Here is a 26,098-nt window from a genome sequence, read left to right on the forward strand (position 1 = left end):
CAAAATTTTACCGGATGGCTTTGTTATTTTGCTGCAACAGCTGCCATGGTAGCACACTGTTTTACAGCATTCTCAAACGATGCCGTTGTCACCACACCTTTTCCTGCAATGTCGTAAGCAGTTCCATGTCCGCAGGTAACAATCGGGATCGGGAAGCCGCCTGCAACGGTAATACCTCCCTCGAAACCAATCAGCTTCAGAGCGATCTGGCCCTGATCGTGGTACATGGTAACCACGCCGTCAAATTCCTTCTTAACCAGAGCCTTGTGGAACACGATATCAGACGGATATGGGCCGGTAGCATTTATGCCTTCCTTCTGTGCCCACTCGATAGCCGGACGGATGACATCAATTTCCTCGCGTCCGCAGTCCCCATTCTCACCGCAATGCGGATTCAGCGCAGCAACGCCGATCCTTGGATTCTCAATTCCTGCTCCAGTCAGGGTCTTATAGGAAAGACGGATTGCCCGCTTAATGCGAAGTCCGTCATTTTCACGCAGATCTGCACTTACCTGGGAAATCGGAATGTGGCTCGTGGTTCTGGTCGTGTAAAGACCGTTGGTCACATTGATTTCGCCAAATGGATCTGTGTGTCCCAGAAGCTTTGCAAGATAATGATGCTCACTCTCCAGGGTCAGTCCTGCATCATGCATGCCGGCCTTATTTAACGGACCAAAGACATAGCCGCCAATCTTGCCTGCCTGCCATAATTCCACGCCAAGCTTCAGCATATCCAGGCATGCCTTACCGCTTACTACAGTCTTAACTCCAAACGGAACCTCCTCCGGATCTACATTTTTCTGATCCAGCACCGGAAGACCCTTCTCCCAGTCTGCCTCTTCTGCATCGGAAATCACCTGAAGTTTCACCTTATCCTTTGCCTCGATCACCTCAAGTGCACGCTCCAGCACCCGGAGATCTCCGATCACGATCGGCTTACAGTACTGCTCATAAAATCCTTCTGCTGCGCACTTTGCCACAAGCTCCGGACCAACACCGGCAGCATCTCCAAGAAGCACACCAATCACTGGTTTTGTTGCCATATCAAATACCCTCCTTTTTCCTTAAATGCACTGATATTTTTTTGCATTTATGTTCTGACCATATAATAAGCAAGGTATATGCCAACCTGGCGCATCCGGCTGTTTTTTCTTTTTGCAGGTATATTGTGCACCTTTTTACCGCGTTTTTTTCATACTTCAGACGTTCTCTTTTCCTGCAATCTGTTTCATTTCCATGCAGTTGGTTCGCTCTTTCCCGTTTTTATGTTTCATATTTTCATATACTTTTCTTTTTGTTTCTTTTTGTTTCACAAATTTTGCGTTTAACGGTTACTGGATCCAGTCACCGCGATAGGTCTTTACGCCGTTTTCGGTGGTCCAGAGCTTGTATGGATAAGTCCGGCCCTGTAAAGCAGGGTCATATGGATAGGTTATAACAGGACCGTCGTTATCGGAAGCTCCGGGCAGAGTTCCCGCTGACTGATTTCCGTCACTGTTTTCGGATGCCCCAAGCAGTTTTCCCGCAAAATAGCAATCGGTCAGCTGCACATCTGAATCTTTATCAGCCTTACCGACCAGGCCTCCCACTCCGCCTTTCCAGCCTTTTCCGATATCATAAATACTCGCTATGCTGAAGGAGTTGGAGATTGCCACAGGTCCCTGCAGCCAGCCCACCAGACCTCCCACCGGCCGCTGTCCTGTAATACTTGCTCCGCCTGTCAGCGGGTCTGCTTCTGCTGCTTTGGCATAAGACTGGTTTCTGCCTGCAACATAGCATTCTGTGATCTCAGCTTCTGCCTTCCGGTCCGGGCCATGGGCAATCTCAAGGTGAGCGATCAGACCTCCCGTTGCATCACTGACGTATCTGCCATCCAGAAATCCCGAAAAAACAGACTGCCGGATTTTCATGCTCTTTCCGATCCTGGCATGACCGATCAGGCCTCCGACCGTTTTTCCGTTATATCCATATATTTTGCTGATCAGGGCATTCTTTCCATACACATACACATGATCCAGTTCCAGCTCCTCCACATCCGCAGATGCTACTGCACCGCCAACATCACCATGATCACCATTCGTGGCAGTGATACACATATCGTCACCGTAAATGCGGATATTCTCTAAACGCACATAGGTGTCTTTTGCGGAATTTCCGTTTGCAAATGCCAAAATACCGGCTGCAGTTCCATTGCCCGTCACCTGCAGATCCTTCATATTCAGATCCTGAACCTTCAGATGCGTGTTGGATAAAATAAATGCGGATGCATTGCACCATTGCTGTTTATAATGCTTCTGGATTCCAATGTCCAGTCCCGCGATGGTATAATGGTTGCCATTATATAATGTAAGATCCGGATTCTCGATGCACTTAAAGCTGCCGGCTTCGGTATAGCCCTGACTGTCATAGTCATGAAAAACCTGAACCGGCACACCCGGATACCGTTCTTCCAGCTCATCGCAATATGGCGCAGTTTCTGCAAGAACCGGAGCATCCGGATCCTCGTCCTTCCTCCAGAGAATATTATCGGTCTGCTCTACGGTCGTAATCTGGAATTGTTCCCTATTGTAAAAGCTCAGATTGATCAGATGTCTGGCACTAAAAACCTCTGCGGTATGCTCGTGAAGTTCCCCGAAATAGCTGTTTACCGTAATGCTGCCGGGATCTGAGGGAGCCGGGATCACATTTTTTTCGCTGACCGTTACCGTTGCATCCTCACCGGCCCAAAAGCCATTCCGCAGGTTTTGATAGCCCATCTGCTCAAATTCCTTGCTGTCCAGGAAAAAGCGGACCTGCAGCTGCGACGTTCCTGCTTTGCTGATGGCAAAGCGGTGATCTCCTCCGGGAACGGAGCCCTTATAATCCCATTTCCATTTGATGGCGCTGTTATCCGGATTCTCTCTTAATTCCAGGATATCTCCCGGATTGCTGTTTCCGTAATATTTGAAATCGTCCGGGTTTTCGCCGATCTTTAAAATAACATAGGTGGAAAGCTCGCTGGATTTTCCATAAACAGAGAAAATCAAATACTTCGGCTCTGTCCCTTCCGGCATGTCTGTCACATAATCCACCCACAGCTCATTGCCATTATGTTCTTTCAGTTCTCCGGATGGCTGTGCCTGAACCTTGAACCAGTCTCCCACATGCACACGCGCAAATTTAAAGATCTGCCGGGTGCTGATACTGCCTTCACCGGTGTCATTACGGATGGCACTGCTGGTTTCCGGATCCTCCTGCATCAGCTGGAGCACAGTCGGCATGTGGTAGGTGCTCTCCTGTGTTGTGTCATATGGGAATGCCTGCTTTTTACTGAAGGAAGCATTCTCGACAAAATAGCTCTCAAGCTGATCGGAATTTGAGTACTCCAGGATCTGTTTTCCCTTTACTGTACCGGCATTTTCTCCTCCGCTTACCACTGATGAGGTATAGCAATACGAAAAATCAGATGCTTTCTTTCCGATTACGCCATCATCCATGCTCAGGTTTCCGTATTTTGTTACAAATGCAGTCACGTCTGCTTCGTCCGGGGCATACATTCCTCCGGACCAGACAGATGCTGTCACATAGCTTCGCTTCACAGCACTGCCCTCCGGCAGGACTGCCGCAAGTCCTCCTGCAAGCCCCCGGGCGGAGACAATATTATAACGTCCCTTTGCCGTGTTGAAGTCCTCTGTCCCCGGATACAGCTCTGTCAGGCATTCCTGATTTCCGGTATGTCCGGCCACATAGCAGTTCTGGATCAGAACCTGCGCAACCCCATTGTCCGGTGTATTCACCTTTGCGACAAGTCCTCCGGCAAAGAACTGCGCCTCCACATAGACCGATGCCGCACAGCCTGACAGGGTCACATTTCCGCTGGCAGAGCCGATCAGGCCGCCTGCCGCTCCTGCTTTAGCCTCAATCTTAAATGCTTCGGCCTGGTCCGGCCTGGTCTGATCTATCGAAGAAGGCTCCTTCACTCCGGAACGATAGGTGTTTGCCGCCATAACAGATTTCACAGTCAGCACCGTTCCCCGGAACGCCCCGACCAAGGCTCCGGCATCTGCCGATTCCAATACGGTACCGCTGCCCTTTGAGGTGATCACCGGATACTGCACCAGCACATTTTCCACGGAAATTTCAAGGGATGGTGCATCTGTCTCCTTCCTTCCGCATCCGATCAGCCTCCGGCATGGTCATCTGCAGTGATAACCGGATGCACCACCTTTAAATCGGTCACCGTCAGATTCTTCGACACGGTTCCAAAGCAGCCGCCTGCCCCCGGTGTATTTACGACAAGCTCACTGATCTTTTTGCCATTTCCCTCATAGACCAGATCAAATTCCGGCTCCAGCGGTGCATAACAGCCCGGAGCTGTCCCGGTCCACTCCTCCGTCAGAACCTCTCCCTGTTTCTTGTATATTTTGTAGTAAACAGGGATGTTATCAGCCGCCTGGACCGCCGATGCATGGCTGCTGTGAATTTCACGCACGACGGCACTCCGGTAATCTGTCCAGGACATATCTTCACTTTGCGATACCACATATGCGCCCGGCTGTTCTGCCGGAGAGCTCAGTCCCAGCTTCTGCTCATTTGCTGCCGGATGGAAATCCGAAACCCGTCTGTCCAGATTTTCCAGGTGCCGGATATTGGAAACCACGATTTTGCCGTTGGCAACCTTCTGAAACAGACTGTTTGTCTGACACACCGGACTGGCTGCCTTATTACCGCTTTCGGTCACTGCTTCCGCGTAAATGCAAATATCCTCTCCCGGGATCAGCGCAATGTCATTTCCTCCTTGATCCGATCTCAGATCACCTCTCAGATCCGCAAATCGCGCGCCCTGAATCGAAATATCATCCAGGATCACATCATAGACACTGCCGGCTCCCTTCGTAAGGACACGCTCATCCTGCGTAAATCTGTTTAAATCGATCCAGCCCTTTGCTCCGCTCGCCGCACCCTCAACCCACAGCTTTAATCCGTTCACACCTGACGGAGTCTCTACTTCCACATATAAAACATCTTTATTATAAACGGCAACCTTCATTTCCATCTGCTCCGGCTCTTTCCTTTCCGGCTCAGTCAGAGAGGCGCCTGCATAATATCCGACTGCTTCCCCATAGAAACGCTCACGCTTTTTTGGATCTTCGGTAAGCCCGGACAGCTCTGAAAATTCCGCTGCGGTTCCCTGAAAGATATAGCGGTCAGAGTACCACACTTCCCGGACAACTCCTGTCCCGGGGGCATAGACGATCAGATAGCTGCCATCCGTACGGACTGTCTCATCGATGGAGCCAAAGGGAAGCAGACGCGCCCGTATCCCTTCCGTTGTATTGCCTGCGCCTTCGCCCGGCTGATGCAAAATACAGTACAGATCATCTGCATCTGCTCCGGTGCTTCCGGTAATTGCAGACAGCGCAATTCCGATCTTGTCCGCGGAAGCATTTGATTCCGTTTTCAAAGTACCGTTTGTGTTTTCCGTGTCATTCCCACCATACTGATGCAGAAGGCGCTCCATGACTCCGCCGGATTTTGCCAGACTCAGATTATTCTGGGCTGCCAGGAAAATTTCCTTCGCGGTGCGGTCCATCTCCATGCGCCGCAGACTGCTCTGATAGCGGATCGCCGCAACAAAAGAAACACCGGCAAGAATCAAGGTGATTGCAATGACCACCAGAAATTCCGCCAGTGTAAACGCTCCGCTCCTGTGTTTTTTTGTATATGATCTGTATTCCATCTCTTTCTCCTCCGGGAAAGCATTTTTACTCATCCTGTCCTTCCAGATTCACCGCACGCACAACCAGTTCGTCCAGATGTGCCGCAGGCTCACGGCCCGCATTTGCAGCATCACGCTTGTAGTAGACGTTGATATCCTCCAGTATAAAGCAGCTGTCCGCATACCGGTATTGGTCCACATCAAAGCTTGTATAGAACAGCCCGCCCATGGCGCCATCCGAGAGAAGCGGCACCTTTGTGTCATCACTCAGATACACTTTGCAGATGCCGGCCCGTTCTTCCCCGGCGACCTGATATGGCACAACAGAAAGACGCATCCAGTCTCCGGTCTCGCCACTGAAAAATTCAGGACCGCAGTCTCCGCCAGACCTCACCTGCTGCGCCTCGGACAAAACATCGGTAATCAGCTCCACCGTAGTGGCAAGTACCTGCTGCGCCTCGCTTTTTCCGTGGTTTTGCGGTATGCATTTTTTACCGCAGCAACACCGCCGGCAACCGCCACCGCAGACATGGCAAGAATCAGCACTGCCGCCAGCATCTCCGTCAGGGTCATACCTGCCCGGGAGCGGACACAGCGCTGCACTATTTTATTTATCACTGTCTGGTACCACTGCCTTTTCATGCGTTCTGCTCCATATTTTTCTGACCTTACTGCCTGCTGTAACGATAATCGCTTTCTGTTTTCTGCGTTTTCTCCTCTGCATCGTCCGGATCCTGACCGGAATACAGGCTGACCGGATACTCTCCCACATTCATGGTCCCGTTCCTGTGCGCGAAGCCGATCACTTTATGATTTGCGCCTTCCTCCAGGCGGAAGATGAGGTCTGCCTTCGTCTTATAAGCACCGGAATCTGAATCCGCAGAATCCTCCAGCTCCAGCCGGTTCCGGCCGGCATAATACCGGTTTATGATCTGATCTCCATCTGCCAGCATCCTCCTCGCCGCCATGAGTGCCGAGGCAAACATGGTAAGCGCAAGAACGATCACCAGCACAGAGACTAAAAGCTCCGTCAGGGTTTCTGCCCTGCGGGACTGTAATTTCGCACGATATATTCGGAATAAATGCTGCCGCATCGGCCTCACCTCCTGTTTTCCGGATATTATTCTCCATCCGGATGTGTCCGCTCGATCAGACCCCGTTCCCAGCAGATGGTCGTAACGCGGGTCGTGGTCGTAATCGTCCACTCCTCCTCCACATCTCCATCCGGGCCCGTTCTTTCGTAATCCTTTTCCTCCACGGTTTCCTCGGTCTCTGTCTTTGCCGGAATGGTCAGCTTCCGCTCACAGCGGTCCTCTTTCCTTGTATCATTCGTCTGTGTATCAGAAAGAATGGCTGTGATATGATAGTCCGAATCCATCGTCAGCTTCACCCGTGCCTCAAGCTGATCGTAATACTGTGTGCTGCCCTTTTTCCTGACTGACATCAGAAAATCCTTTTCTGCCTTCTCCTGCTGCGGCGCGTTTTCCTCATCCTGCTGCAGGGTACGGTACAGCTCCACCACACAGGCATCGATCATATTCCGGGCAGGATCCAATGCCGTTTTGTCGGAATACAGATAGGTCAGGGTCGGATAGGCTGTTGACTTATTGTCTCTGCTGTCCTCTACCTTCACATCCGTGATCGTGATCTTGTTTTGGCTGTTCCTCATCTCATCCCGCAAAAACGCGGCTGCCGATTCCACCGCAAAGCGCTTCTGGTCTGTTTCGGGAAGTCGCTGCATCTTCCCGGCAGAGGCAGAGGCCGCTGCCAGAATGACTGACGCTCCGACTCCGCACAGTACAAAAAACAGGAGCGCAGCCACCAGCTTGCGCCCATTTCACTGCCAAGCACTGTATAAACACGTGGACGGCGCTTTCGCTGCCCACCAGATTGTCTGCCTGCCTTCTTCATGCTTTATTCTCCAAGTGCTGCCTCTGCCGCGGTTTCCATATCAGAGCGCTGCAGATCTGACAGATCCGCATTCGCAAGTCCGCCTGCCTGTTCCTGCGGTGTCTCCTCGGCCGGCAGTCCCTCCAGGCTGTCCGCGCCTACGGTGGTCTCATAGTAGGTCATATTGAAGGAAAGGGATACACGCCCTTTCTTAAGGTCCGCCATCTGATTCGCAAGTGCGCTTGTCATGCTGTTTATGCTGACGTCATGGATCATGCTGCGGTACGGTCCCTGCAGGATCTGACGCATCAGCTCTGCTGCCACATCATAATTTTCTGCCTCACAGTACACTGCAATGTTGCGGCGTACACCAGTTCCATCCACCTCCGGCTCCGAGAAAGTAAACGAAAACTCATAGGCGCGGCCGTACACCTCATTGAGCTGTTCCAGCTCCTGCTTGAAATTGTTGTAGGAAGGAACGACCGGCGCACCGGAGGCCCGGTTTTCGTCAATCTCCGCCTGCATGGCCTTGATCCTGGAGGCTTTCATCTGCTCCAGGGCCATCTCATCCTCCAGTCCGGCTGTATCAGCTGCCCGAATGCGGTCCTGGATCGGCGTATAAATTTCTACATACCAGCCGGCCAGCAGCACCAGCAGCGCAAGGAGCACAAGAACCAGCTTCTGTGTTCTTGTCAGTACATATTGCATTAAGGATCTCATCCGTTTTCTTCCCCACTCTCTCCAGGAACTTTAAAGTAAACTGTCACATGTGCCACCACCCTTTTATTGAGCGCCAGTTTCGTACTAAATGCAGCGGCAGCGTTCGCATCATCCGATGCTTCCAGAGATGCCGTCACATAGCGGACAGACTCATCCTCCTCAAGCTGTCTTACCAGCTCCGCAAGCATGCTTCCGCGCTCCAGCTCACAAAGAAACTCCACATGATCATCCACGATCGAGACAGCTTGAATATGCCTGCAGAGCGGGAATACCCGGTCCTTTATGAGCGCCGTGATTTTCAGCCGGTCCGGGATCTGGCGCTCCTTCTCATTCTGCCAGGCACTGCCATAGTGGGCATATGCCTCCTGCACCTCCGGCATGACGCTGTTTGCCTGCTTCATGGCAGCCAGCTGCTTCTCCATGCGCTGATAATCCTGCTCCACGCGCTCTGCCTCCTGAAGCGGCATGACGATGCCCACCTGGACAAAGCCATATAAAAAAACCAGAAATACCGCAAACGCAGAAAGCTGCGCCGCGATTACGCGTTTCTTAAATTCACGCTGATACAGATTGATCCGCTTTTTGCTCGGGTATTTCGGACCGCCAATCTGGATATTCGCGATAGTTTTTAAATCAGCCACGATATACCTCCTTAATCAAGCAGCACGCCAACCGTCTGCGGACTGTCTACCCATTCCGGGCTGTTGTTTTCCTCTGCCTCAGAAAGAAGCTCGCCTATGCTTTTTACCGGAATTTCCACCGTTTCCGCAAGCTCGCTGATCAGGGCCCCGTATCGTGCGCCTCCTCCACAGTAATAAAGCGTATCGATGGTATTATCCGCATTGTTGAAGCTATAGAAGTTCAGGACACGCATAACCTGTACCGCAATGCTCTGATAACGGTCCTGCAGGTGCCTGTCGATCGCCTTCTCACTCTGTGCTGTCCAGAATGCATCTTCCGCATCCATATCCAGCTCATCCAGCCTTGTCCTGTCGCCCCGGTGCAGCCGTTCGATCTCCTCGCAGCCCGGTTCCATGGTACGGGTAATGTCATAAATCCCTTTTCGGAAAAAATGCACGCGCAATGCCTTTGTTCCAAGGTCAACCACCGCGAAATCCTTATCCCGCTCCCCGTTCTGCATATGCTCCAGAATCCGTTCCAGACCCACCACGGAAGGAACAAGTCCCACCAGCTTCAAATGCGACAATTTGGCCAGCTTCTTAAGCTGTCCGCAAAGCTCTTTCCGGCAGGCAGCCGCCAGAAGATCCAGCTGCTCCTCCGTCCGTTCGATCACTGCATAGTCAAACTGATACGCCCCCAGCTCCTCTCCGATATAGTCGTGGAACTCATAGGGAAGATTCAGCTTCAGCTGGTCCGTTGTCATCAGCGGCAGCCTGCAGCGTTTTACATAGGTATCATCCTGACGCAGCGCAAACACTACATTTTTGCAGCGAATGTTATTTTCGCGCAATACATCCTGTATAAACTCCGCATATAATTTCATATCCGTAAGCGTATCATTATCCAGGCGGACCGACACATATTTCTTCAGCTCACCCCGCTCCATATATGCAATTTTAATGCGGTAATGTCCAATTTCAATTCCCAAGCAATTTTTCATCGTATGTACTCCGCTTAAAATAATCCGGTATACCACCGGGTCATAACGTCTCCATATAGTATCATCACAAAGCACGCCGCCGCGATTGCCGGTCCAAACGGAAGCCGCTGCGATTTGCGCAGTGCCGCGAGCCCGAGTCCAAGCAGGCAGCTTAAAATCAGATAAAACAAAAGCTCCCAGGCTGAATTCAGATACAGCCCGGTCATAAAAAACAATTTGATATCCCCGCCGCCAAGGCTTTCCTTTCCGGTCAGCCGGTCAAACAGAAGGGATAAAAGCAGCATTCCGCCGCCAAGCACCGTTCCAAAAAGCAAACCATGCAGTATACGGGACACCGGTTCCGGCAAAAGGAAGGCCGTCAGCAGAAACACCAGACAGCCCGCTATCTGCAGCCGGTCCGGAATGATCCAGCCATGAAGATCAGTCAGAGCCATGGTCAGAAGGATCAGACCGAGAAGAACGCCCCGCAGGCTCATGACGGACAGGTCAAAACGGTAAACGATCAGGCAGCAGCCGATTCCCGCAAGCAGCTCGGTGAAAAAGCACTCCGCCGGAACCTTTGCGCCGCAGTAGCGGCATCTGCCCTTTAAAAAAAGCCAGGAGAACAGAGGCACCAGGTCCGGCGCATTCAAAACATGGCCGCAGCTGTCGCAGTGGGAACGTCCGGCAAGGGCCGACTCTCCCGATAACAGGCGCATGGCCAGGCAGTCCGCAAAGCTTCCCAGGCAGCAGCCAGAAGGAAGGTGATACAGAGGATGTAGGCTGTGAGGCCAAAACTGATATGTAGCATGATATTCTCCCAGATTATGAAGCTGTTTTGTATAACATTTTTTCGAGATTGGACGGATTCTTTTCCTGTCCTGCAGCGCCATTCTGATTTTTATAACCAGAATACATTCTGCTGATGAATTCGCCTTTTTCGTTGTAGCCAACCTCAATGATGATCCAGTCCCAGCCGTTTTTATCTCCGTTACTGTGCGTGCGCAGGGCCACTGCATCCAGACCATATGCCTTCAGGATATTCTCCACATCCTTGTTATAGGTCCAGTCATGATCCACGGTATGACCGTGAACGGTAACGCCTTTATTCGCACCGCACCACATGCCTTTTACTGTTTTTCCGTTGTCGCGGTAAGCCTGAGGTGCGTATTCTGTTGTGCCGTTGCAAAGCATGACCCAGGTACCGTATCCGTTGGAGCTGGTGCTTTTGGGAACCTGAATTTCCTCGTTGTTATAGGCCAAAACCAGTGCTGACTTAATTTTCCTGGCTGTATCCATGTCCACTGCACGTCTCGCCTTCTCGCGCTGAGAAGCAAAAACCGGAATGCTGATCGCCACCAAGATACCGACGATGGCAACCACTATGAGGAGTTCAGATAAGGTAAATGCCTGATTTTTTCTGTTTTTTATCATAAAAAGCTCCTCCCACTGGCTCATTTTCTTCCATATAGTAAAGAAAGGATGGGAAACCCCATCCTCTCGTCCACTGTATGTGGTTTCAGAATTATTTTACATAGATTACAACATTGCCATCACTTTTAACTGTAGTATTACCGGTATTACCATCAGTTGAAATCTCAGCTGCCTTAACAGAAACCTGAATAGCTGTATAGCGTTTATCGGATGTTGCATCTTCAATAGCTGTAGCAGTGAGAGAGGAATCCGCAGTTCCTTTTGTTGCAATTCCCTTTTCTAAATCATAATCATAGTACACAGCTTCCTTACCATCTTCATTATCAGTTAAGTACTGTGCCACTGCTGCTGCCTTTGCTGCTCTCATATTTGCCTGGTTGGTTGCCTTTCTCGCTTTAGCAAGCTGAGAGGTAAACACCGGAATAGAGATTGCAACCAGAATACCCACGATTGCTACTACTACCAGCAGCTCTGCCAGGGTAAAGCCTTTTTTGTTTCCACGAATCTTTTTAAATAAGCTTTTCATGTTTTGAGTCTCCTTTTGTAAAAGTTATTATTATTGATCGAAGGGGAGCCTTCGTTTCAATCGTGTTGCATACCGTTTTTCATCACATCAGATCATACATGGTGAAAATCGGAAGGTAGATCGACACCACAATGAATCCCGCGAAGATGGACAGCAGGATCAGCAGCGTCGGCTCCAGCATGGCCAGGAGTCTCTGGATCCGGAAATCGGCTTCGTTGGTGTAGTAATCCGCTACATTCTCTAACGTATCCTCCAGCTCACCAGTTTCTTCTCCTACCGCGCACATATCGATCATGGTCTGTGGAAAATGCTTCCTGCCCTTCAGACAGTCTGTCAGGGTACGGCCCTGCTCAATGGTTCCGCGCATGGCCTGGACCTCGTCCCGGAACAACGCGTTATCCATGACCCTGGCTGTGGTTTCCACGGCCTGGTCCAGCGTGATGCCTGCTGCCAGAAGAACGGACATGGTATTGGCAAACTGCGCTGCGGCGTTCATCTGGTTGATGATGCCCACTAACGGAAGTGATAACGCTATTTTGGCCTTCCGGATTTTTCCGTCCGGTGTCTTTGTATACATGCGGAATGCAAGAATAAAGACAGTCCAGAACGCGATCATGACCAGCCACCACGCAGCGAAGAAGTCTGACGCGCCGATGAGCATCCGGGTCATAAGCGGAAGCTTTCCTCCCAGATCCTCAAATACATTGGCCAGCGTCGGGACTACCTTGGCCATAACAATGATGACGACCACTACCGCGATCGCAATGACAAATATGGGGTAGGTGAGAGCGCTTTTGATTTTCTCTGTAGTCTTATAAGCCTTGTCGTAGTATTTGTGCAGCCGTTCAAAGGACTGGTCCAGGGTACCGGACTGTTCGCCTGCCCGGATCGTCTCGATAAAGGTAAGCGGAAAGCGTTCCCGGTGCTTCTCCAGTGCTGCAGCCACGGTGCTTCCTGCTGCGACCTCTGTGGCGGCTTCCGCCATAACCCTGCGCAGACGTTTATCACTGCACTGCCCCGCCAGCATCTGCATGGAACGGGATATGGACATTCCTGAGCGAAGCGTGATGGCAAACTGAGAACAGAGAATGGATAAATCCTTGGTCCTGATCTGCTTATTACCAATTTCCATCTGCAGCAGGCTTGTCTGTTTTTTCTTTTCAGCCTCGCGGCTGATGCTTAGCAGTACCGGATAGCTGTCCCGGACCCTGGTTGCGGCAGCCGTTTCTGTTTCTGCCTGGAGCACACCGCGGACTTCCTTTCCGTCTCTGCCGAGTGCCCGATATGAAAAAGTCGGCATATCTCAACCTCCAAGCGCATGTCTTACAAGGTTATGAAGAAATTCTTAATAGCCTTTCAGATTTTCATTCTGATTTTATCATCTTACTATTTCGTTGTAAAGAAACACTTATTTCTGAAGCGTTATTGTACTAAATAAAATACATTAAATTATGACAAATACGCTGTCTTTTATGACAAATTATTTGTTTTTTATTTCATAACTTATTTTAGCGTAACAAAAAGCTCTTTTGCAGCTCGGCCGGATCATACGCAGATTCCATTGCAGTCTCCGGCATGATCACGCCGCGCTGTGCCAGCTCAAGCAGGGAATGGTCCATCGTAACAGAACCATCCTTTGCTCCGGACAGCAGATAGCTCTGCATCTGCGGAGTGCGGCCGTCCCGGATCAGATTCCGGATCGGAGTCGTGATCATCATAAGCTCGCAGGCTGCCACGCGCCCCTTCCCTTCGGCACGCGGTACCAGCTGCTGTGCCAGAACTGCTTTCAATGTCATGGACAGCTGCAGACGGATCTGCGGCTGCTTATTTTCCGGGAACACTCCTACAATCCGGTCGATGCTGTCGACTGCAGAGTTTGTATGAAGGGTAGAAAAAACCAGGTGCCCGGTTTCTGCCGCCACCAGCGCGGTCTCGATGGTTTCCGGCGTCCGCATCTCACCGATCAGGATCACATCCGGGTCTTCCCGCAGGGATGCGTAAAGCCCATGCTCATAGTCTTCTACATCCACGCCCACCTCACGCTGGTTAATGATGGCGCGCTGCGGGGTATACACGTACTCGATCGGGTCTTCCAGGGTGATGATGTGGACGGGTCTTGTCTGGTTGATCTGATCCAGAATGGCTGCCAGAGTAGTGGACTTTCCGCTTCCGGTTTCACCGGTCACCAGAACAATGCCCTTATTCCAATGTGAAAACTGGCGCACGGCATCCGGCAGTCCCAGCTCCTTTAGTCTTGGGATGGTATTGCTTAACAGGCGCAGCGCAGCGGAAAGCGCACCCTTCTGGCGAAACAGATTGATCCGGATGCGCCGTCCTGCAAGCGTTGCGGAAAAATCCAGCTGGCCGATCTGGTCTATCCTTCTGACATGCTCCCCTGCCAGCTGTCTTCCAAGCTCCTCGCAGTCCTCGTAAGACAGGGGTTCGTCTGTCAGGCTGCGGATCTGGCCGTCAATCCGGCATTTTGGCGGCAGGCCCGCAATCAGGTGCACATCTGAGGCTCCCTTTTCTGCTGCTATTGCGATCAGTATTTCTGCGGTATATCGATACATATTCGGATTGTTCCTTTCTTTTCCTATTTAGAAGATGGACAGCGTTCGGATGATTTCGTCCACGGTTGTAGTTCCATTGTCCAGAAGCTTCTGCGCATGCTCTGACATCGGGATATACGCGCTCTCCCTTCTCGCAGCCTCCATAAAGCGCGGCCGGTCTGCTCCTTCCATAATGCAGCGGCGCAGACCTTCCTGGATCACCATAACCTCAAATACACCGATCCGTCCGCGGTAGCCGGAGCGGAAGCAGTGGTCACAGCCGGCTCCGTGCCAGTAGATCCGGCCTGGAACATCCGGTATTTTCGCAAGCTCCAGGGCTTTCCGGGGCGGCACGATCTGCTCTCGGCAGCTTGGACAGATGCGGCGCAGCAGACGCTGGGAAATGACACCGCGCAGGCCTGCCGCAATCAGATAAGGCGGTACACCCATATCACGCAGCCGGTCAATGGCGGAAATGGCATCCTCGGTATGGATCGTGGTGATGACCAGGTGCCCGGTCATAGCGGCGCGCATGGCGATCTCTGCGGTCTCGCCGTCCCGGATCTCACCAACACAGATGATATCCGGGTCCTGGCGCAGGATAGAACGCAGACCGGAAGCAAAGGTCAGGCCGACCTTTTCGTTGATCTGCACCTGCGTTGCGCCTTTCATATGATACTCCACCGGATCCTCTAGCGTGATCAGGTTTGTCCGGTCGGAAAGCAGCTCACGGATCAGGGTATACATGGTAGAGGATTTACCGGAACCGGTCGGTCCCACGATCATGATCACACCGGAAGTCAGGCCCAGCAGCTTGTCGATCTTGGCATCCTCAAGCGGCGGGATACCGATACCGCGCCGGTTCAGGGTTTCCTCATTTCTGCGCAGGATACGGATCACCACCTTCTCGCCATAGATCGTCGGCAGCGTGGAGGTTCGCATATCCAGCTCCGTTTCTTTTACGGAAAGGACTGCGCGTCCATCCTGCGGGATCCGCTTTTCCACGATATCCATGTGAGACATGATCTTCAGACGAGATATCACGGAATCCTTCAGCTCTCCCGGAATGACCATGATGCGGTGCAGCTGGCCGTCAATACGCATGCGGACGATCAGCTCCTCCTGCGTCGGTTCAAAATGGATATCGGATGCATTCTCCGTATAGGCCCGCTCGATGATGGAATTGACCAGACGCACCATCGGGGTTGCGTTTTCCTGACTTTCAGATGACCGGGCCGCTGTCTCTGTTTCCATGGTGGCCGCATTCTCCGCACGGATCTGCGCCATGGCCTGAGCTGCTCCTTCATTGCCATAGAGCACGTTGATGGCATGCTGTACAGCCTGTTCTGAAGCGATCATCGGCACAATCCGCTTCCTGGAAGTGCGCTGTGCCTCCTCCACCGCCATAAAGTTGAGCGGATCTGCCATGGCCAGAAACAGCTCCTCCTTCGAGCAGCGCACCGGTACAATGCTCATGCGCTTTGCCAGATTTTTCGGGACATACCGGGACATCTCCGGCGCTATATCCACCTTGGTCAGGTCAATATATTCAATGCCAAGCTGCATGCGAAGGGCATCGATCAGCTGCCGCTCCGTAATAAAGTTATGCTCGATCAGAATAGAGCCCAGACGGCCTTTTTCTCTGGACTGGAATTCCAGGGCCTGCTTTAACTGCTCCTGTGTGATCAGTCCCATTTCCAGAAGCATATCACCTAATCGTTTTGTACGCATAGTTTCTCCTTCCTGTAAATCAGATATCGGTTTTCAAATCCGCCAGGCACAAAAGGCAGATCCCTGCACAGCCGGGAATCTGCCCTTTTACTCATGGTAGTATCTCTGTGTTCTGTTTTATACTGCTGCCTTAATCGCTGCCAGCAGCTCCTCATAGGTCTCGTACGCCGGAAGATCCGGATTGTCGTTCTTGATCTGATCGGTGCTCTTAAAGAGGAAGCCGGCCTTGCTGGCGCGGATCATGCCAAGGTCATTGTAGCTGTCACCGCTGGCAATGGTCTCAAAGCCGATGGACTGCAGCGCCTTAACAGTACTGAGCTTGGACTGCTCAATGCGCATCTTAAATCCGGTGATCTCGCCGTCCTCTGCTACTTCCAGCTCGTTGCAGAAAATGGTTGGCCAGCCCAGCTTTTTCATGAGCGGCTTTGCGAACTGGGTGAAGGTATCGCTGATGATGATTACCTGTCCCAGCTCCCGGAGCTCATCCAGAAACGCTCTTGCCCCCGGCATCGGGTCGATCTTCTCGATGGTTTCCTGGATCTCCTTCAAGCCAAGTCCGTGCTCCTTTAAGATTCCGAGACGCCATTTCATCAGCTTGTCGTAGTCCGGCTCATCGCGGGTGGTGCGCTTTAACTCCGGGATGCCGCTGGCCTCAGCGAATGCGATCCAGATTTCCGGTACCAGAACTCCTTCTAAGTCTAAACAGGTAATAAACATCTTTTCATCCTCCAATTTCATGTTTTTTGTTCCATTCCGGCAAACATGGGGGATGCAGCAGCCCTGCATGTTCTGGCTGCTGCCGATTTCCCGTATCTCCTAGTGGTGGAACAGGCGGATGCCGGTGAAGGCCATCGCCATGTTGTATTTGTTGCAGGTCTCGATCACGTTGTCATCGCGAACAGAGCCGCCCGGCTGTGCAATGTATTTCACGCCGCTCTTATATGCACGCTCGATATTATCGCCAAACGGGAAGAATGCGTCAGAGCCCAATGCCACATCGGTCATCTGGTCTAACCATGCGCGTTTTTCTTCCTTGGTGAATACCGGCGGTTTTACCTTGAAAGTCTTCTCCCATGTACCATCTGCCAAAACATCCATGTACTCGTCACCAATGTAAACGTCAATCGCATTGTCGCGGTCTGCACGCTTAATCCCATCCACGAACTGCAGGTTCAATACCTGCGGTGCCTGGCGTAAAAACCAGTTATCCGCTTTCTGGCCTGCCAGTCTGGTGCAGTGTACGCGGGACTGCTGGCCTGCGCCGATGCCGATGGCCTGACCGTCCTTTGCGTAGCACACAGAGTTGGACTGGGTATATTTTAAGGTGATGAGGGAGATTACCAGATCGATCTTCGCCTGATCCGGGATTTCTTTGTTCTCCGTCACAACGTTTGCCAGCATCTCTTTGTTGATATCCAGGTTATTTCTGCCCTGCTCAAAGACTACACCGAACACCTGCTTGCGCTCGATCGGCTCCGGCTCATAATCCGGGTCGATCTGGATTACGCAGTAATTGCCTTTTTTCTTTTCTTTTAAGATGGCCAGTGCTTCCGGCTCATAGCCCGGTGCAATGACACCGTCAGAAACCTCACGCTTGATGAGCTTTGCGGTAGAAACATCGCAGACATCGGACAGGGAAATGAAATCACCAAAGGAAGACATGCGGTCCGCACCACGCGCTCTTGCATAGGCACTTGCTAACGGAGAAAGCTCGCCCATGTCGTCAACCCAGTAGATCTTTGCCAGGGTCTCGGAAAGCGGCAGACCAACTGCAGCTCCGGCCGGGGATACATGCTTAAAGGAAGCTGCTGCCGGAAGTCCGGTTGCTTTTTTCAGTTCTCTTACCAGCTGCCAGCCGTTAAATGCATCCAGCAAGTTGATGTAGCCTGGTCTTCCGCTCAGTACCTGGAATGGAAGGTTTTTGTTATCGTTCATAAAAACTCTTGCCGGTTTCTGATTCGGGTTACAGCCATACTTTAATTCCATCTCGTTCATCGTCACGTTCTTCCTTTCTTTTGTTTGGCAGCTTTGCTGCCCATTGGCATTTGTCTCTCCTGTTTTTCCTGACTTTTCGTCTTACTTGTTCTTATTCACGATTTTCGTCTCATATGCGCCGGTTGTGATATCGATGTAGCGCACAAACAGGGAAACCTTGTTGTCCGGGTTTAAGCTGTTCCACAGCAGCTCAGTAAAAGCATCCATATCGTCTAAGATCCTACTAATTTCGGCTCGCCCTCAAAGCTCGGAAGCGGGTTGCCATCGTGCATGTAAGTATGAATGAAATGTCCCTCACCTGCTACCGGATTCTCGTAAGCAAAAGTGTAACGGTTGCAGGCATCCGGGTTGCCGTTGTTGCTCTTTAAGATGGACATGGCATAGTTATAACGTTCGTTTTCAATGTGAAGAATGCCGGAAATACGCGGGGTGTAGTTCGGTGCATCCGGCTCAAACTCACGGCTTCGGAGGGACTGCTCAAAGGTAAGCTGTTTGTCCATGCCCTCGTAGATGGTGTCGGTCTGGTCACCATTTGTGACGATAGTCTTGTTTCCAAGCACACGGACCGGCGCATAGATGATCAGGCTCGGGTCAGTCAGCTTGCCCGGGTCAAAGGCCTGGGTACGGATACCCTCACCGTCTTCCACAAAAACCCGGTTACGGCTGTTTTCGCTGCGGCCCATGATAAAGTAGGCCGTCACTGCCTTCGTGCCATCCGGGGTCTTTCCAATGACAATGCCCCTTCCCGGGTATGCGTTTGCCTGTAACTCTTCCTGCAGGGATAACTGTTTCATCGCTGTTTCCTCCTATGAATGAACATTTGATGGTTCTCACTGTTTCCATATCTTGCAGTATCTTACCAATCGGCTGTTTCTTTTTTCAGAACTGTTTCGGGTTTCATCTGCCCGACATTTGCAAAAAGGCCGCCTGAGTACCACAAAATATGGTGCCCAGGCGGCCGGCAATTCAAACTTGCGTGCTCCCCTGTGGTTTCCCACTCTTTCCGCCAGTCACACGCTCTGTATACAGGATAGCGGATTCGCGTGGAAAATGCAAGTATTTTTTCAAGTGCTTTTCATCCACTATTCATTGCGGATTGCTGCAAGCGGGCTCAGCTTCATGGCCCGCAGTGCCGGGAAGAACCCGGCCGCCATGCCCATCAGCACGGCAAAGCCTACCGAGCTGCCGCCAGCCACAGCGGAATCCGGGAGATGTTGCCGCTCATGCCGGTCATGGTCTGGCCGATCTGAAGAAAATGGTTGATGGCAAAGGATATGCCCGCACTAAAGATCAGCCCCACAATACCGCCCATAAACCCGATAAAACCGGATTCCAGCAGGAACATATTACGAATCACTTTCATGTCACATCCGAGCACTTTTATGATTCCGATTTCTTTCGTGCGCTCGTAGATGGACATCATCATGGTATTGGCAATGCCGATCGCTGCCACAAATAAAGAGACCGCACCAATTCCGCCAAGCACTGCCTGGATCATGTTGGACTGCTGCTCCGACTGCTTCATCCAGTCGGCGTTGCTGGATGCCTGAAACCCCATGTCGGTAAGCTTCTTTTGTACTTCGCCCACATGCTCTATATCATCCACATTGACGCTGCAGGAATTGTAGATGAAATAGCGGTAAGGTTTTCCTTTTTTGGTTGTCGGCTGTCCCGGAATGGCTTTTTTCTTAAAGATCCGCTTCAGCTGGGTTTCCAGAAGATCCAGCCTGGTGTAAACGTTATAGGCATAGCTGTTGTAATCGTCCACGCCGCCTTCTACCACACCGTCTGCTTTCAGCAGATACTTCTTCGGCGGCTTTGGAGCATCTTCCCCACCATTCTGGGACTGGTAATAGGTATCCGTATCAAAGATCACAAACATCGGCTTTCCCATGAAATCCACGTTCGGAAGTTCCCCGGTTTCCCAGTAGGTGTTATTGCCTTTCGCATCGGTAAACCACTGGATGATGGCATTGCCGTAAATAAGCTTTAATTCATGATCGGATGAATTTGAAAGCGTTCCCTGCCCCAATGGAATTTTTTTCAGATACTCGTAAGGCACACCGTTTAAGGTCACATTGCTGGTATATTTTCCCTGCTGCATCAGCACATCCACCTGCAGCATCGGATACACCCCAGTCACATAGGGAAGTTTTTCCATCTGCTTTACCACATCATCCGTCAGATAGAGCGGATCTTTTGTGCTGTCGCCATTATAAGGATTGTTGACCGTGATCTCGGTCAGGCTTCCATAGGAAGAAATGAGTTCCCGGTTCAACTCACTAAGCCCAATGCCAAGGGAAACCATGACGACAATGGACGCTGTACCGATCACGACACCAAGGACCGTCAGAGCGGTCCTCAGTTTTCTTCTGCTTAAATTTTTCAGGCTCATCGCCAGCAGATCTACAAATTTCATTGTGTTTGTTTCCTCTCAACGTTCCATTTCAAATGCTTCTGTTTCTGATGTTTGACAGAATCCAGGGCATTCATCCTGTTTTCCTGTCCTGCACAGGCTATTTTCCTTCCCGGGTGTCAGCTTGTTTATCATCTTCGTCCTGCAGTTCCTCTTCGTTTGCCAGCAATGCCTGCTCTTTTTTCCGTTTCCGGTGCTTGTATACAACACAGCCAGCTACTGCTCCGGCGACGATTGCCACAGCAATCAGCACGATCTTTCCGTATTTCTGCATCGGTCCCGGCTCTTCCTGCGGCATATCGTCCATACCGTCCAGATCCATCTCGTCCATATCCGGAGCAGGTTCGCTTACAAACAGGGTCAGTTCTTTTTCTACCTCTGACACCTCGCCATTTTCATCCTCGTAGGAAATGATAACTTTCACTTTACCGTCGTCTGTGGTCGGTGTCGCTCCGGTTACCATGCAGTCCACGTTTCCGGTCTCGCCGGATTTGATATTGCCGACGTAGGTGTCTGTGGTCTGGATGGAGTCTGCCTCAAACTTCGCCATCACATTGTAAAGAGTCACCTTGCCGGTATTATTGATGCCAAACATGATATTGGACTCTTCGCCCACATTGATGGAATCCGGGGTCACCTCAAAGGTTCCCGTGTTCAGGCGCGGAATCTGCTTAACCGGAATGTCTACCGCCATATTTTCCTCCGCATTTTTAAATTCCGGGCTGTCGAACTTTGCCTTGATCGTAAGTCCATAAGAACGCTGATCTACCCCCGCCCGCGATGCCATGCGGAAACGCACCTGCGTCGATGCACCTGCACCAAGTGAATTGACTGCTACAGAACTGGATCCGGATTCCGTGGTGAATACCGGACTGTCGGAAACTTTCTCCGATTCTGCCGTCAAAAGAATGTCCGATGCCGAAACACTGCTGGAAGCGTTCTTCACGGTAAGAAGCAGGTCAAAACTTTCTCCCGCAATGATGGTTTCCGGATCGGTACTGTATCCGTCGATAATCAGGCGGGCCTTGGTGCGGTCATGTTCATTAAATTCATCGTAATCGTCCTTAGTCGGCTTACTTACAATATGGACAAAGAAGGACGTCTCATAGGTTTTCAGTTCCTCCCCGGTGGAACTGTCTGAATAATAGATTTTCATGGCGATCGGGTAATAACCGGTGTAGGACTCCTTGCGGATAGCAAAGCTGTAGTCCAGCTGCACCGTCTCATCAACCGCGATCTTGTCAAACATGCGGTCGTAGTTGGCATCATTGATCTCAAACGGGAACTTCGTATTGTCCGCATCCAGGACCATGCTCGCTTTCACATTGTATACCGTTGCCGGACTGTTGTTACGCAGGCCAATGGAAAAATTCATCACATTCGGATAAACGCCGCGCGGAGCATCCTGCCCTTCGCCCAAAACAAAATCGTAGGTTTTGTTAGTGTCATCGTCGTCATCATCCTTGGAAGTGGATTTGGTGATCCAGACGCGGAGGTCCTCATGACCGATCCAGCCCCCGTCTTTGTCCATGACTACAACCGGGACCTTATAGTAACCCTCGGATAAATCCCGGCGCACAGTACCGGTCAGGGAAACTTTCTTTTCTTTTCCGTCCGAAATGGTTCCGATTCCCTTTGGATGATCGGTATCGTTCAGTTTCCCGGTCACCTCAAACGGGAAAGAATAGCCATACTGCCGGTCTTCCTCATCCTCATCCCAGATTTCACCGCCGCTGGTGTCAAACGCGATCTTTGCGTCTTTGATATCACTTCCGCTTTGATTCTGAATGGTAAAACTGACCGTCAGGGATTTTCCAGTCTTTCCCCGCTGGATCTTGTCAGAATACACCGCTACCTCCGATGCATAGGTCTGCACCGGCATGGTAAATGGCACAGCTCCTGCAAACAGCAGCGCAGCCAGTACAAAGGCGGCAAGCCGCTTCCATTTCATTTTTTTCATTGCTCTTCTCCTCTATTTCAAACATGTTCCGAACCGTTCTGGTTCTGTTGGTTCTGATTCCGCTATATTTTCTCCCGCTTCGTCCGCGTTCCGTTCCTCGATTTTTTGGATCTTTCCATCCACAATGTGGAACTGCCGGTCCGCAAACCCGGCTATGTAATTGTCATGCGTGACCATAACCAGGGTCTGGTTTTGCTCCCGCACAATCCGCTGCATCAGCTTTAACACTTCCATGGTCGTTTTGGAATCCAGGTTTCCGGTTGGCTCATCCGCAAAAATGATCTTTGGATTTACCACCAGAGCCCGTGCAATGCCTACACGCTGCTGCTGACCGCCAGACATGGCGTTCGCCATATGCTTCATCTGCTTTTCCAGACCAACCAGCTTTAAATATTCTTCTGCCTTTGCATTTCGTATCTTCTTTGGTACTCCACGGAACGAAAGAGGCAAAGCAACATTTTCCACGGCATTGAGCGTTTTCAATAAATTGTAGGACTGAAAAATAAAACCTACATTTTCCCGCCGAAACGTCACCAGCTGGTTTTCATCCATCCGTTCCATATGTTTCCCGGCTATGATGATCTCGCCTTTTGTCGGTTTTTCCAACCCGGCTAACATATTCAGAAGCGTAGACTTTCCGGAACCCGATGGACCGACAATCGCACAAAATTCCCCTTTGTACATCGTGAAATCCACACCGTTTAAGGCATAGACCTTATTTGTGCCCACCTGGTAAATTTTATATAAATTCTTCACCCGGATCACGGGTGTCTTCTTTTCTTCCATTTTCATCTCCTCTGAGAGCATCGTCGTCCCAGTCCTGCGCTGCACGGACCAAACACGTTCCGGCTGCTCCATGCCTCACAGATATCTGCTGTTTTTGGAATACACAAAAACAGCTTTTCTTCTCTGTTCACGCTCATTATACCGTACTCTCAGCTTTTTAGATATCCACTTTTTCTTAATCTTCCTTACAGATTCATTACAGTGAATTTTAGAAAAACTATCCAAAAATATCACAAAAAAGAGGATGTATTTTTATGAAATATTTTCTAAAAAAGGGACTGGTAATCCCAAACAAAATCCGCTATAATGTCCTAAGACTTGCGGCCGGATAATTTGTCCGGCTGCCAGAAAAAAAGTAAAGGAGATACGTTATGAGACATTTGTTGAATCCGTTGGATTTTTCCGTTGAAGAGACCGACGAATTATTGACACTGGCATCTGACATCGAACACAACCTTAAAAAATACGCTCACGTTTGTGACGGCAAAAAATTGGCGACTCTTTTCTATGAACCAAGTACAAGAACCCGACTTAGCTTTGAATCCGCAATGTTAAGTTTAGGAGGCAGCGTACTTGGTTTTTCTTCGGCCAATTCCAGCTCTGCAGCCAAAGGTGAAAGCGTTGCAGATACCATCCGCATGATTTCCTGCTACGCAGATATCGCGGCTATGCGTCATCCGAAAGAGGGTTCTGCACTGGTTGCTTCCATGAATTCCAGAATCCCGGTGATCAATGCCGGTGACGGCGGACATCAGCACCCGACCCAGACTTTAACCGATTTAATGACCATCCGCTCCTTAAAGGGTCGTCTGGATAACTTAACCATCGGCTTTTGCGGTGACTTAAAATTCGGCCGTACCGTTCATTCCCTGATCAACGCCATGGTCCGCTATCCAAATGTTCGTTTCGTACTTATCTCCCCAGACGAATTAAAAGTTCCGGAGTACATCCGTGAAGACGTCCTGCGTGCGAACAATATCGACTTCAAGGAAGTCAGCAACTTAGACGCAGCCATGCCGGAGCTTGACATTCTTTACATGACCCGTGTCCAAAAAGAGCGTTTCTTCAATGAGGAAGATTACATCCGCTTAAAAGACAGCTATATCCTGGACAAGGAGAAAATGAAATTAGCCAAAGAAGATATGTATGTTCTGCATCCGCTCCCTCGTGTCAACGAGATCTCCACTGAGGTGGATGATGACCCGAGAGCTGCTTACTTCAAACAGGCTCAGTACGGTGTTTATGTCCGTATGGCTCTGATCATGACTTTACTGGAGGTGGAAAAACCATGTTAAATATCAGTGGATTACAGGAAGGCGTAGTTCTGGATCACATTCAGGCAGGCAAGAGTCTTGACATTTACTATCACCTTGGTCTTGACCGTCTTACTGACTGCCAGGTAGCCATCATCAAAAATGCACGCAGCAGCAAAATGGGTCGTAAGGACATCATCAAAGTAGAGGGACCGATCGACAACATCGACCTTGATGTACTTGGTTACATTGATCACAACATCACCGTAAACGTGATCCGTGACAACAAGATCGTTGAGAAAAAGGCACTGAACCTGCCGAAGAAGATCACCAACGTGATCCGCTGCAAGAATCCGCGCTGCATCACCTCCATCGAACAGGAGCTGCCGCACATCTTCTACCTTGCAGATGAGAAGACCGAGACTTACCGCTGCATGTACTGCGAAGAGAAATACGGAAAATCGAAATAAAACCAGACGTGCACTGTTGAGCGCACCAGAAAGGAAGGAGCACAGATGCCAATGGCGTCTCTGCTCCTTCTTTTGTTCTTTGTATATCCTTTCGTATTCTTTTCATTCCAAAAATCCCGGTTTCTAAACGTCTCTCTTCTATAACCTGCATTGTCATCTTCCACAAAAATACATCACTCCTACACAGTACTATTTCACAAACTTTTGCTTTTGTATAAAAAAGCATTGGAAATTCACCTCCAAATTCTGGTAAAATGAGTGTGTAAATTTCGTTTTATGTTAATGAAAAAGGATGTGTGAACATGTTTGAAAAAGGCGATTATATCGTTTACGGAACAACCGGCGTATGCCAGATTGAAGACATTACTACCATGGATCCGCTTCAGACCGGAAGCGGACGGCTTTTTTATGTACTGCTGCCTTCTTCCCAGAAAGGCGGAAAAATTTTCACTCCAACAGACAGCACCAAAAACTATATGCGCAAAGTATTAAACCACGATGAGGCAGAACAGCTGATCCGTGAAATACCGGACATCAAAGAATTGTGGATTGCCAATGAAAAGCAACGGGAGGATCTCTATAAAACCTGTATGAAATCCGGTGACTGTCGCCAGTGGATCCGGATCATCAAAACTTTATACCTGCGAAAGCTGCAGCGAAATGCACAGGGAAAACGGATCACTGCAGTAGACGAGAAGTATCTGCGCATGGCAGAGGACTGCCTCTACAGTGAGCTTTCGGCTGCCCTCGGTCTGCCGAAAGAGCAGATGGTCGACTACATCGGAGAGCGCATCGAAGAGCTGAAATAACAATATTGCACAGTAAGTCTCTGTAGATACGGAAACACAAGCCAGCCGGTACAGGAACGCATTTGGGTGAAAATCCTTTTGCTCGTGGGCTGCGCCGCCTATTGTTGGAACTACGACCCAAACTCGCACGCGCTGCGTGCTCAAACAAGGGTCTCCGTTCCAACGCTATGCTCGCCCACTCACGGATTTTCAAACAAATGCTTATCCTGTACCGGCTGGCTTGCGTTTCCTGTGTACTGGCTTTACTAGAATAAAAACCTG

Annotated in this window: 23 protein-coding genes, 2 pseudogenes and 1 riboswitch; of the genes and pseudogenes, 3 read left to right on the forward strand and 22 right to left on the reverse strand. The window is 50.5% G+C overall.

The annotated features are described in order from the left end of the window. Positions 1–23: 23 nt before the first annotated feature. The 22 genes and pseudogenes from DXA97_RS16005 to DXA97_RS16115 form a co-directional block, all read right to left on the reverse strand. Complete coding sequence (locus DXA97_RS16005) at positions 24–1,043, reverse strand: 4-hydroxythreonine-4-phosphate dehydrogenase PdxA (protein WP_118721066.1); 1,020 nt, start codon at positions 1,041–1,043, stop codon at positions 24–26. Between the two features lie 288 nt (positions 1,044–1,331). Continuing rightward, complete coding sequence (locus DXA97_RS16010) at positions 1,332–4,097, reverse strand: hypothetical protein (protein ID WP_182436932.1); 2,766 nt, start codon at positions 4,095–4,097, stop codon at positions 1,332–1,334. A 62-nt stretch (positions 4,098–4,159) separates the two neighbouring features. Next, positions 4,160–5,719 carry a type II secretion system protein gene (locus DXA97_RS16020; RefSeq protein WP_147355587.1) on the reverse strand — a complete coding sequence of 520 codons (1,560 nt, stop codon included), beginning with the start codon at positions 5,717–5,719 and terminating at the stop codon, positions 4,160–4,162. Positions 5,720–5,744: 25 nt separating this feature from the next. After that, entirely contained in the window at positions 5,745–6,131 is a 387-nt protein-coding gene (locus DXA97_RS16025; protein ID WP_118721070.1) for a hypothetical protein, read from the reverse strand. Then, on the reverse strand, positions 6,122–6,340 hold the full coding sequence (locus DXA97_RS16030) for a prepilin-type N-terminal cleavage/methylation domain-containing protein (RefSeq protein ID WP_118721071.1): 219 nt from the start codon (positions 6,338–6,340) through the stop codon (positions 6,122–6,124). The genes DXA97_RS16025 and DXA97_RS16030 overlap by 10 nt, the downstream gene beginning before the upstream one ends. Positions 6,341–6,366: 26 nt before the next feature. Beyond that, positions 6,367–6,792 carry a hypothetical protein gene (locus DXA97_RS16035; protein WP_118721072.1) on the reverse strand — a complete coding sequence of 142 codons (426 nt, stop codon included), beginning with the start codon at positions 6,790–6,792 and terminating at the stop codon, positions 6,367–6,369. A 26-nt stretch (positions 6,793–6,818) separates the two neighbouring features. Beyond that, a complete protein-coding gene (locus DXA97_RS16040; protein ID WP_118721073.1) occupies positions 6,819–7,520 on the reverse strand; it encodes a hypothetical protein in 702 nt (233 codons plus the stop codon). 92 nt (positions 7,521–7,612) lie between these two features. Next, the gene (locus DXA97_RS16045; RefSeq protein ID WP_118721074.1) at positions 7,613–8,308 is read right to left on the reverse strand and encodes a hypothetical protein; all 696 of its coding nucleotides are present in this window, start codon (positions 8,306–8,308) and stop codon (positions 7,613–7,615) included. Then, on the reverse strand, positions 8,305–8,949 hold the full coding sequence (locus DXA97_RS16050; RefSeq protein ID WP_118721075.1) for a hypothetical protein: 645 nt from the start codon (positions 8,947–8,949) through the stop codon (positions 8,305–8,307). The genes DXA97_RS16045 and DXA97_RS16050 overlap by 4 nt, the downstream gene beginning before the upstream one ends. Before the next feature lie 11 nt (positions 8,950–8,960). Beyond that, complete coding sequence (gene pilM, locus DXA97_RS16055; RefSeq protein ID WP_147355588.1) at positions 8,961–9,929, reverse strand: pilus assembly protein PilM; 969 nt, start codon at positions 9,927–9,929, stop codon at positions 8,961–8,963. 14 nt (positions 9,930–9,943) lie between these two features. Further along, a complete protein-coding gene (locus DXA97_RS16060; protein ID WP_279221187.1) occupies positions 9,944–10,801 on the reverse strand; it encodes a prepilin peptidase in 858 nt (285 codons plus the stop codon). Continuing rightward, positions 10,734–11,342, reverse strand: a complete 609-nt coding sequence (locus DXA97_RS16065; protein ID WP_118721088.1) for a prepilin-type N-terminal cleavage/methylation domain-containing protein — start codon at positions 11,340–11,342, stop codon at positions 10,734–10,736. Before DXA97_RS16065 ends, DXA97_RS16060 begins: the two co-directional genes overlap by 68 nt. Before the next feature lie 91 nt (positions 11,343–11,433). Further along, positions 11,434–11,868 carry a prepilin-type N-terminal cleavage/methylation domain-containing protein gene (locus tag DXA97_RS16070; RefSeq protein WP_118721078.1) on the reverse strand — a complete coding sequence of 145 codons (435 nt, stop codon included), beginning with the start codon at positions 11,866–11,868 and terminating at the stop codon, positions 11,434–11,436. A gap of 82 nt (positions 11,869–11,950) precedes the next feature. After that, complete coding sequence (locus DXA97_RS16075) at positions 11,951–13,168, reverse strand: type II secretion system F family protein (protein ID WP_118721079.1); 1,218 nt, start codon at positions 13,166–13,168, stop codon at positions 11,951–11,953. A gap of 208 nt (positions 13,169–13,376) precedes the next feature. After that, positions 13,377–14,438 carry a type IV pilus twitching motility protein PilT gene (locus DXA97_RS16080; protein WP_118721080.1) on the reverse strand — a complete coding sequence of 354 codons (1,062 nt, stop codon included), beginning with the start codon at positions 14,436–14,438 and terminating at the stop codon, positions 13,377–13,379. A 27-nt stretch (positions 14,439–14,465) separates the two neighbouring features. Further along, on the reverse strand, positions 14,466–16,148 hold the full coding sequence (locus DXA97_RS16085; RefSeq protein ID WP_118721081.1) for a GspE/PulE family protein: 1,683 nt from the start codon (positions 16,146–16,148) through the stop codon (positions 14,466–14,468). Positions 16,149–16,265: 117 nt separating this feature from the next. Beyond that, the gene (gene thrH / locus DXA97_RS16090) at positions 16,266–16,865 is read right to left on the reverse strand and encodes a bifunctional phosphoserine phosphatase/homoserine phosphotransferase ThrH (RefSeq protein ID WP_118721089.1); all 600 of its coding nucleotides are present in this window, start codon (positions 16,863–16,865) and stop codon (positions 16,266–16,268) included. Between the two features lie 99 nt (positions 16,866–16,964). Then, a pseudogene (locus tag DXA97_RS16095) lies at positions 16,965–18,152 on the reverse strand (phosphoribosylaminoimidazolecarboxamide formyltransferase); the annotation flags it as partial. A gap of 72 nt (positions 18,153–18,224) precedes the next feature. Next, positions 18,225–18,937 (reverse strand): annotated as a pseudogene (locus DXA97_RS16100) (IMP cyclohydrolase). A 147-nt stretch (positions 18,938–19,084) separates the two neighbouring features. Continuing rightward, positions 19,085–19,167: riboswitch (ZMP/ZTP riboswitch) on the reverse strand. A gap of 150 nt (positions 19,168–19,317) precedes the next feature. Further along, positions 19,318–20,562, reverse strand: coding sequence for an ABC transporter permease (locus tag DXA97_RS16105; protein ID WP_347561666.1), 1,245 nt, complete (start codon positions 20,560–20,562; stop codon positions 19,318–19,320). Positions 20,563–20,659: 97 nt separating this feature from the next. Further along, positions 20,660–22,519, reverse strand: coding sequence for a CARDB domain-containing protein (locus tag DXA97_RS16110; RefSeq protein WP_118721083.1), 1,860 nt, complete (start codon positions 22,517–22,519; stop codon positions 20,660–20,662). A gap of 12 nt (positions 22,520–22,531) precedes the next feature. Then, positions 22,532–23,305, reverse strand: a complete 774-nt coding sequence (locus DXA97_RS16115; RefSeq protein ID WP_118721084.1) for an ABC transporter ATP-binding protein — start codon at positions 23,303–23,305, stop codon at positions 22,532–22,534. A gap of 371 nt (positions 23,306–23,676) precedes the next feature. Between DXA97_RS16115 and pyrB the strand changes: the two genes are divergently transcribed. The 3 genes from pyrB (at position 23,677) to DXA97_RS16130 (ending at position 25,837) form a co-directional block, all read left to right on the forward strand. After that, entirely contained in the window at positions 23,677–24,600 is a 924-nt protein-coding gene (gene pyrB, locus DXA97_RS16120) for an aspartate carbamoyltransferase (RefSeq protein WP_118543252.1), read from the forward strand. Further along, entirely contained in the window at positions 24,594–25,028 is a 435-nt protein-coding gene (locus tag DXA97_RS16125) for an aspartate carbamoyltransferase regulatory subunit (protein WP_118721085.1), read from the forward strand. Before pyrB ends, DXA97_RS16125 begins: the two co-directional genes overlap by 7 nt. 302 nt (positions 25,029–25,330) lie before the next feature. Continuing rightward, positions 25,331–25,837, forward strand: a complete 507-nt coding sequence (locus tag DXA97_RS16130; protein ID WP_118721086.1) for a CarD family transcriptional regulator — start codon at positions 25,331–25,333, stop codon at positions 25,835–25,837. Positions 25,838–26,098 lie beyond the last annotated feature (261 nt).

The organism is Clostridium sp. OF09-36 (assembly GCF_003481985.1).
In the GTDB taxonomy this organism is placed as follows: Bacteria; Bacillota; Clostridia; order Lachnospirales; family Lachnospiraceae; genus Brotaphodocola.